Here is a 9,688-nt window from a genome sequence, read left to right as displayed (position 1 = left end):
GCTCTCCGGCGGGCAGAAGCAGCGCGTCGCGCTCGCCCGCTCGCTCGCGCCCGAGCCCGAGGTGCTCCTCCTCGACGAGCCGTTCTCGAACCTCGACGTGCGCCTCCGGGTGGAGATGCGCGAGGAGGTGCGCCGCATCCTGAAGGCGGCGGGCGTCACCGCGGTCTCGGTCACCCACGACCAGGAGGAGGCGCTCTCCATCTCCGACCGCGTCGCCGTGATGAACGACGGGAAAATCGAGCAGGTGGGCCGCCCCGAATCCGTCTTCGAGCGCCCCGAGTCGAAGTTCGTCGCCTCCTTCCTCGGCCGAGCGTCGTTCCTCGAGGGCGAGCTCCGCGACGGGAAGGTCGACACCGGCATCGGCCGCTTCGACGCCGTGACGCTGGAGGGGTACGACACCGTCTACGACGGCGCGCCCGTCGACGTGCTCGTCCGGCCCGACGACCTCCGCGCGACGCCCGCGAGCCCGGAACTGGCCGACGGCGTCGTCACCTCGCGGCAGTACGTCGGCCCCTCCTTCGTCTACCGGGTCGAACTCGACTCGGGCGAGGCGGTCCACTGCCTCCACAACCACGTCGAGGAGTTCGACCTCGACGAGCCCGTCTCCCTGGAGCTCACCGCGGACCACCCGCTCGCCTGGTACCCGCGGTAGCAGCGCCGCGGCTGGCGGGTCGTGAGTTGGTTCAAATACGACGAGCGGCGGCGCTCAGAAGGTCGCGAGGAACGGAACCGCGTACGCGATCAGCAGGCCGACGAGCGTGACGGCCGCGCCGATACCGACCTCGCGACTGCCGAACTCCTGCATCGGTGCGGTCACGCGCTTGTCCGGGTCGGGCTCGTGCGAGTGGTCGTCCATGACCGCGGATCTGGTCGGGGGACACATAAGCCCACCTGTACCCGGCGGAGGTGACGCTCCTCCCCGCGGCGTTGAAGCACCGAATTGACTGGTCACTGAACACTCGGCACACCGCGCTCCGGCGTCCCGATCGCCGTGGATAATCTCAGTCAAAAAGAAAATTACATATGGTCCGTTGCGGGACGGAGACGTACACGCGAGAACATACCTATGACAAGTGTCCTCACCCTGGCGTTCGTCGGCGTGGTTCCGATCGCCGTCGCGTTCGTCCTGCTCGCCGGACTCAGGTGGTCCGCCGCCCGCGCGATGGGGGTCGGGTGGCTGCTCGCGGGCGGGATCGGACTCACGTACTGGCGCATGGAGCTCGACTGGCTGATCGCGTCGGCGGTGTACGGCGCGTTCCAAGCGGTCGACATCATCCTCATCGTCTTCGGCGCCATCCTCCTGATGAACTACCTCGAGGGGAGCGGCGCCATCGCCACCATCAGGTGGTACTTCGGACAGATCGAGGAGGACAGACGCATTCAGGTGCTGCTCATCGGGCTCGGCTTCATGACCATCATCGAGGGCGCGGCCGGGTTCGGGACGCCGGGCGCGCTCGCCGCGCCGCTGTTCATCGGCCTCGGCTTCCCGCCGCTGGCCGCCGCGGTGTTCGGCCTCTTCTTCAACGCGCCGAACCCGCCGTTCGGCGCGGCCGGGACCCCCGTCATCGGCGGGACCGGTGCGGTCATCGAACCGGCGCTGTCGGGCTCGGTGAGCGTCGCCGAGTTCCTCTCGATGGTCTCGGCGTGGTCCGGCGTCGTCACGGGGGTGACGTACGTGTTCTGGGGCCTGCTCGGCGTGTTCTTCCTGACGTACTGGTTCGGCGACGCCGACGGCGGCCGGAGCCTCGGCGGCGCCGTCCGCGACACGCTTCCCATCGCGCCGTTCGCGCTCCTGCTCGGCGTCGTCACCGGCGGAACGCAGCTGGTGATAGCGTGGTTCGTCGGCCCCGCGCTCCCCGACATCGCGGCCGGGTTCGTCGTCCTCGGCGTCGGGCTCCTGCTCGCGAACAACAACATCCTCGTCCCCGACCGCGAGTGGGACTTCCCGAGCGACTCGCGGTGGAGCGACACCTGGCTCGGCGGGCTCGAGCTCGACGAGATCTCCCGGGACCAGCCCAAAAAGGAGATGTCGGTGCTGCTGGCGTGGACGCCGTACCTGCTCGTCGCGGTCGCGCTGCTCGTCACGCGGTGGCCGGACCTCACCGTCGCCGGCACCGGGGTGCTTGCGTGGATCCAGAGCTTCTCCGTCAGCGTCGACTCGATCCTCGGCACGGAGCTCGGGTACACGCTCCAGTACCTCTACCTCCCGGGGACGATGCCGTTCATCCCCATCGCCGTCCTCACGGGCCTCATCCACAAGATGGACCTCGACGAGATGGGCGCGGCGTGGCGGCGCTCGGTCGAGCAGGTCGCGCCCGCCGCGCTCACGCTGATCATCGCCGTGTCGATGACGCAGGTGATGATCCAGTCGCAGACGAACACCGCGGGCCTCCTCGGCATGATGGAGGCGCTCAGCCGCGCGCTCGCGATCGGCGCGGGCGGCCTGCTCCCGATGATCTCGCCGTGGATCGGCGCCATCGGATCCTTCATGACCGGGAGCAACACCTCCTCGAACATCCTCTTCAGCGTGCTTCAGTACAACGCCGCCGAGACGGTCGAGCTCTCCCGGACGATCGTCGTCAGCCTCCAGAACGTCGGCGGCGGCCTCGGCAACATGGTCTCCGTGCTGAACGTCGCCGCCATCTGCGGCGTCGTCGGCATCACCGGCCGCGAGGGCGACCTGCTCCGCAAGGCGATCGTCCCGATGGCCCTGTTCGCGCTGTTCGCCGGGCTGTTCGGGATGCTCCTGAGCTACGTCCTCGTCCCCGGGCTGTTCTGACCCGCGCCGGATCGGTTCGGGGCCGGACGTTTCGTCTCGGGCTCGGATTCTGAGTGCTCTCAGATCGAAGCGGAGATTTATCCGGGGCCGAATCGACGACCGCGTATGGGCGGCGTCGACCTCACCGATCGCGGACTCGTCGTCAACCGCGAGCCCAATCGCCTCGACGAGCTCGCGCTCGAATTCTCTCGGGTGCTCTCGCGGCTCGACATCGACCACGTCTTCGTCGCGGGCTACGTGGCCATCCTCGCTGGGCGGTCACGTTCGACCGAGGACGTCGACGTGTTCATCGAACGCTGCTCGTCGGAACGGATCGACGACCTCGTCGCCGAACTGGAGCGCGAGGGGTACTGGGGACCGGCGATGCCGCTCTCGAATACGTACGAGAACCTCGCCAGCGGGACGAACATCTGGGTCGCGCCGGACGGCGAAATGACGCCACATCTCGAAGTGAAGTTCCCGAACGACGAGTTCGACCGCGCCTCGCTTGCGAACGCGATCGACGCGCACGTCGGCGGCGAGACGGTCCCCATCGGGCCGCTCGAACTCCAGATCGCGTACAAGCTCTCGCTCGGCGGTCGCACCGATCTCGAAGACGCCGCACACCTCTACACAGTTTTCGGAGAAACGCTTTCCCGCAGCCGACTCGAAACGTGGGTCGAACGACTCGACGTCGAAGACCGCTATGAGCGACTCACAGACACCTGAAGAGGGCTCGGCCGGAAGCGATGACGGTCCCGAGCGACCGCCCCGCTACGAGCAGGTGATCCGGTGGGCCGAGTACATCAACGCGCAGCCGCCGGAGGTGTGGGGCCCACAGCAGAACGCGGTCGTGAACGGCCAGATCGAGAGCGCGCAGGCGGTCGACGTGAGCGCCGAGGAGAAGAAGCGAATCCGGGAGTTCGCGGACGAGACGTTGCGGGCCGAAGGTGAGACCGACGAGAAAAATAACAGCGAGGAGTAGATCGACGCCCGAACTCGGCCGTAGAGGATCTCGTCGATGTCCGCCTCGTCGGTCGCGATCCCGGAACTGACTCGGCCGCGCCGCAGTCGTTCCTTTTCTCCCTCTGATAACGGGAGCGGCGATGCCATACCGAGGACTCCCTCACGAGCCGTAACAGTCGTTACCCGAACGACTCCAACTTCCCGACGATCCGCGTGTACACGTCCGGCGCGACGTACCAGCCGTGGTCGATCATCGCGTCGATTGCGTCACGACCCTCTGCTTTCGACAGCTGCCCGTCTTTCACGGCCGCGAGGACGAGATACGCGGTCCCGCGCGTCTCGACGCCCTCCACTTCGGCCGCGGAGCGCCCGGCGGACTCGTCCATCACGGCGACCGCGTCGCGAGCGTCCGCGCAGGCGAGGACCGCCACGTCCGCGTCGCTCAATCCCGGGTGTCGCGCGAGCCGCGTCGCGACCGCCGAATCGTCGGTCTCGACCGCAACGACGTCGACGAGGCCGTCCTCCACGGTGCGCTCGACCCGACGCGCGTCATCGTAGCCCCGCTTGACGCCAGTCGTCACGACCTCGCGGTAGACGGCCTCCGGGACGACCTGCGGCTCGTCCAGCGCCTCGACGACACCGATCCAGTCCGCCTTCGCAAGGTAGATCAGCGTCGTCGCGTCGAACACCCAGCTCACAGCTCGTCGAGGTCGGCTTCGAGGTGGTCGGCCGAGATCCACGCGTCGTCCGCTTCTTCGACGAGGTCGGCGAACTCCCAGACAGAGACGCCGGCGAGGTCGGCGGCCTTCGTGAGCGACACCTCACCATCGGCGAAGCGGTCGAGTGCGCGCTCCCGGCGCCACTCGTCGAGCCCCTCGGAGAGGAGTTTTCTGACCGCCGTGCTCCGGTCGAGCCGTTCCGATTCGAGGTATTCCTCGAGTTCGGCTTCGAGATCGTCGGGGACGCGGGCGGAGATAGTTGGCATAGTGTTTGCTATATGTACGATGTATTCATAGGTTTCGGCGGTGTTTGAAGTATATGCTCCGTAAACTGGGAGCGGCTGACTCACCAGCCAACGTATTAGTGAATTCTAATTCTCGCGCCTTGAGAGCCATGAGTTGACAGGAATTGTTCTAGGGTGACAAATAAACCGAGCACTGTTCAGAATAAAAAAGAGTCACGGACATGTAGGCTGAGGAGTGTAACGGCCGCGTCGACAGCAATCTCGTGGCTTCCGAACTTCGATATCGGGACACTTACGTGTACGTCCGGGTCCGACTCCTGCGAGTGGTAATTTATGCTCGGGCGTGTGGCCGCCGAGTACAGAAAGGCACCCAAATTGAGAAAGTGTGGTTCTATGCGCTGGCGATCACAGCACGTCCGAGAGCTCGTCGCGATTCCCACCTGTGGCAACGTGGATAGTCAGCGTCCCGCCGACTGCCCCCATCGTTGAGTCGTCTTTTGTCTCGATAGTCACATCAACGTCAACCGCATCGGGCTGGACCAGTTTTGGCAGGTTATCCACGTCGCTGTAATCCTCCGCAAGCAAGGATGTACCTGCCGAAATGGCTGTTGCCTCAGTTCCCTCTGCGGTGAGTTCGAGGTTCTCAAGATTAAATCCGCTAGCCTCAATGACAACGCGCTCATCGCCCTGCGAGGCCACGTTGGCGATGCGGAATACTTCGGAGAAATTAAATTCAGAATCAGCGTTAAGCCCATCAGGCGCGTTGTCGAAGGGAGTTATATTGGAGAGGTCACTGAAGTCCAGTTCAAGCTGACCACTGCCAGTACCAGTGGCGTAGTTACTATTCAGGGCAGATATCTCAACGAGACCATTTGAGTCAGCAGCGACGTTGACGTCGACGGTACGTTCAGCCGATGCGGTTTCAAACGCACCCGTTCCGACCGCCGCCGCGCTTCCACTTGCCAATGCACCCAGACCAACTACGAATTTGCGTCGTTCCATGGATTGTCTACCTCTGTTACCGCACACGACCCGCCAGGAGCACGAGACATCCCGTGTCACCCCGGGTCGCTCTACTTCACCCATGGGGCGTATCCCATATCGTTATGAGCAACCGGAAGAACCACCGCCGAACCCTGAAGCACGTTCACAGCCACTCTGACACCGTTCAGGAACCACCTTCGACTGCTCTTGCCCAGCCAGAACCGTCGTGTTAGCGCCCCCTTCGGCATCAACAGGTCTCTGAAACAGTGTCAAGCCGACATCGAGGAGAACGAGACCGGATGAACGCGACGCTGTTCAGCGTCGTACTCAAAGACACGGCGAATATAATAGGGCTTCAGCTGTCGACGAAATCTTCGTAAAAGGAAGCGTCCTGTAGATCGACTGTCCCGTCCGTCGTCCCGCTGTAGTTGTCGCTGTTTCCGGACGCTGAAGTCTGCCCGCGGTCGAACACGCCGTTCATACCCTTGATTTTGATCCCGACGATCCGTTTTCCGTTGTCGAGGCTGTCGTCGAAATCTTTCAGTTTGAGTTTCTTGTCGGTCGGGACAGACACCTCACCAGTTTTCTTCACATCATCTCCGTCCTCGTAATAAGCGGATGCCGTGATTTCGGTACCTCCGCTGTTGGAATCGTTCGACTCGGTTCCCGGACTGCTGTCGCCCTGTTGCGTGTTGAGAACGACGCCCGAGTTCCCGGACTTGAATTCCACGCCGGAGACGGTAGCAGTCCCGCTGTCGTCGTCCGCTTCGATCCTGAGTTTGAACGCCCGCGTGTCCCCGAAGATACTCGCCGAGACCCCCGTGTTCTTGCTCCCGCGGACGCGTACCGTGATCTCGATCTCGTACTCGTCAGGCGGACCGTGTACGTCCGCCGTCACGTAGGCGTATTCTCCGGGACCGAACGCGTACTCGTCGTGAACTGGCCCGCCGTCCTCGTAGGGCCCGCGACGGACCTCGCTGTCGCCCATCTGTTCGTACTCGTCGTCGGTCGACAGCTCGACCGCTAGGTCGCTGAACAGGTCCTTGTTGCCCGCGAAGTCGATCCCCACGATACCGATACCGGAGTTTTCCGGGAACCGATTCGCGACTCTGAGGAGCGTGACTCGGTCACCATCCTCGACGGTGATCGACTTCTTCTCTTCGCCGTCATCGTCACTTATCTCCTCGACTTCCGGGAGCGCCATGTACCCCACGTACGCGTTCTCGTCCTCCACGACAGACACCTCCACGGAGCGGTCCGCGCTCGCGCTGGAGAAGGCGCCGGTCCCGGTGCTCAGCGCCGCCGATCCGCCGCCGCCGAGCAGGAGGATGAGGTTGCGTCGTTTCATGGTGTGCGTGGGTCCGACACTCGCTTACTGGGTGACAACACGTGTCGCGCACTTAAGGTTATGAGCCATCGGAAGCGGGTATCGCTCCGCTTGAACGCCCGTGACATCGGCCTGAACCTCAGTGACATCGGCCTGAACCCCGTTCTCGCCGCCGACCGCGGCTCCCTGTCCGCCCGCGCTCCGCTCCGGTCCCCGGTCGCTCACTCGTCGCCCACTTCGGGCGGCTCCTCGCCGCGGCCGACCTCCATCTCCGCGGTGTAGTACTTGTGCGCCAGCGCCGAGAACGCGAACGCGACGACGATCGCCAGCGTCCACGCCATCTCGGGGAGGAGCGTGAACGGCCACACCCCCACCCACACCGCCGCGACGAGCGCGGCGGCGACGCCGGAGAGCCCGAGGTAGTACTCGCTCCACGGGATCTCTCGGCCCTCGACGACGTCGAGGTACACGTCCACGTCGGTCAGCGCCGGCGTCGGCTCCACGACCCCGCGCGCCTTGTTGAACTCCACGACGCCCGCGTCGTCCATCTTCGGCAGGTGCGACTGCTGGAGCGCCGTGTACACTCGTTTCCGCTCGCTGCTCGATATCTCGGCGGTGTCGATCCCGTTCTCCCAGGCCGCGATCTGCTCCGCCATCTCGCCGATCTCGACGGCGTCGTCCGGCTCGCGTTTCAGCAGGTGGACCGCGAACCGCCGCCGCTGGTTGGCCAGAACGTCGAACAGATCGTCCTCGGAGATCTCCGCCGCCGGCTCTGCCCCTCCCGTCTCGATCTGCTGTGCCGACGCCATTTACGTCAGACAAATATGAACACACCAACATAAAACCACAGGTTGTGATAACTCGACAACGTTTATCCGCGTTCACGATCGTCTCCGCGAATAGGTCTGATACGCCCGTTTTGAGGGGTTTGAGCGGCCCCTTCGGCATCTCAAGTGACGAACAGTTTATTTGATCGCAACTCTGAAGGTGAAATTATCAAATTCCAAATCACTTCTCGGGGCGGTGACTCCGCGGTCTCGCGTCGCTTTTGGGTCACGTGACGAACCCCTTCGGAAGTTCAAGCACCGCATAACCAAGGGCTTCCGGCCGCAAGTGTCGACCCGATATACATGTCCACCGTCCGCCGGACCCTCCTCCTCGCTATCCTCGTCGCGGCCGCGGGAGGCCTCGCCTTCGCGACGGGGGCGGCGGTGGTCGACGGGCCGGCGGACACGTTCGCGGAGGAGCGCCTCGCGGTCCAGCCCGTCGACGGGCCCAACGGCGCCTACGCCTACCTCGACGACGACGAGATCGTCGTCGACGTCTCGGGGTCGAACCCGAAGCTCCCGAGCGACTTCGAGGGGGTCAACCCTGGAACGCTCGCCTCGGCCGACGGCGTGTTCACGATCACCTACACCGCCGACGAGTACGCCCGCGTGTGGATCGAACACCCCGAGGAGAACGTCACCTTCGTCGCCGACGGCGAGTCGATCGAGGGCGAGGCGAACAACGTCACGCTCGGCCCCGACGAGACGGTCGCGATCGGGCTCGAGGTCGACGCGCGCGGCGCCGTCGCCGGCACGCAGCTGGGCGGCGACGACTTCGATATCCGCGCACAGGTCGCCGACCCCGAGTCAGTCGATTCGGCCTCTACGACGGACGAGGGCGACGGCGACGGCGGCGACGGCCCCGTCACCACCGTCCGACGGCCCGCGCCCGCCAGCCGGGCGTTCGAGGGACGGGGCCTCTCCCCCGGCGGGGTGGTCACCTTCGACGCCGCCGCGATGGACATCGTCTCCGGCGTCGTCACCCTCGACCGGGTGCGGATCGACGCCGCGGACGGCGGCGACGTCGACTTCGAGACGGTCGGCCGCCCGGAGCCGTTCGCGTCTGCCGGACCGCTGAACGACTCCCGGGGCGCGGCGCCGGTCGGCTACTTCGAGTTCGATCACTCGTTCGCCGACAATGAGGTGTCTCGCGTGCGCTTTTCGGTCAGCGTCGACCGCGACTACCTGAACGAGACCGGCGGCGACCCCGACGACCTCTCGCTGTACCGCCGGGCGGCGTCGGAGCCCGACGGCTGGGAGCGGCTGGAGACGGAGCGCGTCGACCCGGCCGTCCGCCGGCTACTGGACCTCCCTGAGGACCGGGTCCACGTCACGGCGTCGACCGACGAGTTCTCGGTGTTCGCCGTGGCGACGGAACGGCCACGGATCCGCGCGACCGACGCCTCGCTCGACCGCGAGGCGGTCGATCCGGGCGCGTCTACCGTCGTCCGCGCGACGGTCGCGAACGAGGGCGGCAGCGACGGCGCGAGCGACGTGACGCTCACCGCGGACGGCGAGCCCGTCGCGACGCAGCGGGTCGAGCTCGGCCCGGACGAAACCGCTTCCCTCGCGTTCGAAGCGACCTTCGACGACCCCGGCGAGTACGACATCGCGGTCGGCGGCGTCTCGGCGGGGACGCTCGCGGTCGGCGACCCGGCCGGCGACGGCGACGAGGACGACACCGCGTCCGTCGAGGGAGGGACGGACGACGGCGGCACGGCGGCGCCCGACGGCGACGCGTCCGATCCGCCCACCGAGGAGCCGAGCGGGATCGGCCCGTCGAACCTCGTCGGACTCGCCGTGTTCCTCGCCATCGTCCTGGCGAGCGTCGCGCTCGTCCGGCGGATGCCGCGGTCGTGACG

Annotated in this window: 11 protein-coding genes; 5 read left to right on the top strand and 6 right to left on the bottom strand. The window is 65.6% G+C overall.

Going from position 1 to position 9,688, the window contains the following annotated elements:
- Positions 1 to 652 (top strand): ABC transporter ATP-binding protein (locus C470_RS06100; protein ID WP_008365970.1); only part of this gene is annotated, 652 nt, incomplete at its 5' end.
- Positions 653 to 706: 54 nt separating this feature from the next.
- Here the strand turns inward: C470_RS06100 and C470_RS16040 are convergent.
- Positions 707 to 856: a DUF7550 family protein gene (locus C470_RS16040; RefSeq protein ID WP_004595158.1), complete on the bottom strand. Its 150-nt coding sequence runs from the start codon at positions 854 to 856 to the stop codon at positions 707 to 709.
- A gap of 210 nt (positions 857 to 1,066) precedes the next feature.
- Here C470_RS16040 and C470_RS06095 point away from each other — a divergent pair, with 210 nt between their 5' ends.
- The 3 genes from C470_RS06095 (at position 1,067) to C470_RS06085 (ending at position 3,743) form a co-directional block, all read left to right on the top strand.
- Positions 1,067 to 2,779: an L-lactate permease gene (locus tag C470_RS06095; RefSeq protein ID WP_008365968.1), complete on the top strand. Its 1,713-nt coding sequence runs from the start codon at positions 1,067 to 1,069 to the stop codon at positions 2,777 to 2,779.
- A 105-nt stretch (positions 2,780 to 2,884) separates the two neighbouring features.
- Positions 2,885 to 3,487, top strand: coding sequence for a hypothetical protein (locus C470_RS06090; RefSeq protein WP_008365967.1), 603 nt, complete (start codon positions 2,885 to 2,887; stop codon positions 3,485 to 3,487).
- Entirely contained in the window at positions 3,465 to 3,743 is a 279-nt protein-coding gene (locus tag C470_RS06085; protein ID WP_049908601.1) for a hypothetical protein, read from the top strand. Before C470_RS06090 ends, C470_RS06085 begins: the two co-directional genes overlap by 23 nt.
- Before the next feature lie 160 nt (positions 3,744 to 3,903).
- Here C470_RS06085 and C470_RS06080 read toward each other — a convergent pair whose 3' ends face one another.
- The 5 genes from C470_RS06080 to C470_RS06060 form a co-directional block, all read right to left on the bottom strand.
- Complete coding sequence (locus tag C470_RS06080) at positions 3,904 to 4,422, bottom strand: DUF3368 domain-containing protein (protein ID WP_008365963.1); 519 nt, start codon at positions 4,420 to 4,422, stop codon at positions 3,904 to 3,906.
- Positions 4,419 to 4,709 (bottom strand): UPF0175 family protein, encoded by a 291-nt coding sequence (locus C470_RS06075; protein WP_008365961.1) that lies wholly within the window; start codon positions 4,707 to 4,709, stop codon positions 4,419 to 4,421. The genes C470_RS06080 and C470_RS06075 overlap by 4 nt, the downstream gene beginning before the upstream one ends.
- 384 nt (positions 4,710 to 5,093) lie before the next feature.
- Positions 5,094 to 5,690 carry a DUF1102 domain-containing protein gene (locus tag C470_RS15265; RefSeq protein ID WP_082226650.1) on the bottom strand — a complete coding sequence of 199 codons (597 nt, stop codon included), beginning with the start codon at positions 5,688 to 5,690 and terminating at the stop codon, positions 5,094 to 5,096.
- 337 nt (positions 5,691 to 6,027) lie between these two features.
- Complete coding sequence (locus tag C470_RS06065; protein WP_239638565.1) at positions 6,028 to 6,906, bottom strand: hypothetical protein; 879 nt, start codon at positions 6,904 to 6,906, stop codon at positions 6,028 to 6,030.
- A 314-nt stretch (positions 6,907 to 7,220) separates the two neighbouring features.
- On the bottom strand, positions 7,221 to 7,808 hold the full coding sequence (locus tag C470_RS06060) for a DUF7344 domain-containing protein (protein ID WP_008365956.1): 588 nt from the start codon (positions 7,806 to 7,808) through the stop codon (positions 7,221 to 7,223).
- Between the two features lie 321 nt (positions 7,809 to 8,129).
- On the opposite strand from C470_RS06060, the gene C470_RS06055 reads away from it, so the two are divergent.
- A complete protein-coding gene (locus C470_RS06055; RefSeq protein ID WP_008365954.1) occupies positions 8,130 to 9,686 on the top strand; it encodes a CARDB domain-containing protein in 1,557 nt (518 codons plus the stop codon).
- The last annotated feature ends 2 nt before the right edge of the window (positions 9,687 to 9,688 follow it).

Source organism: Halorubrum distributum JCM 13561, from assembly GCF_000337395.1.
GTDB classification, from domain to species: Archaea; Halobacteriota; Halobacteria; order Halobacteriales; family Haloferacaceae; genus Halorubrum; species Halorubrum distributum.
The sequence above is the reverse complement of the archived record's forward strand: the minus strand, read 5'-3'. Positions and strand labels throughout refer to the sequence as shown.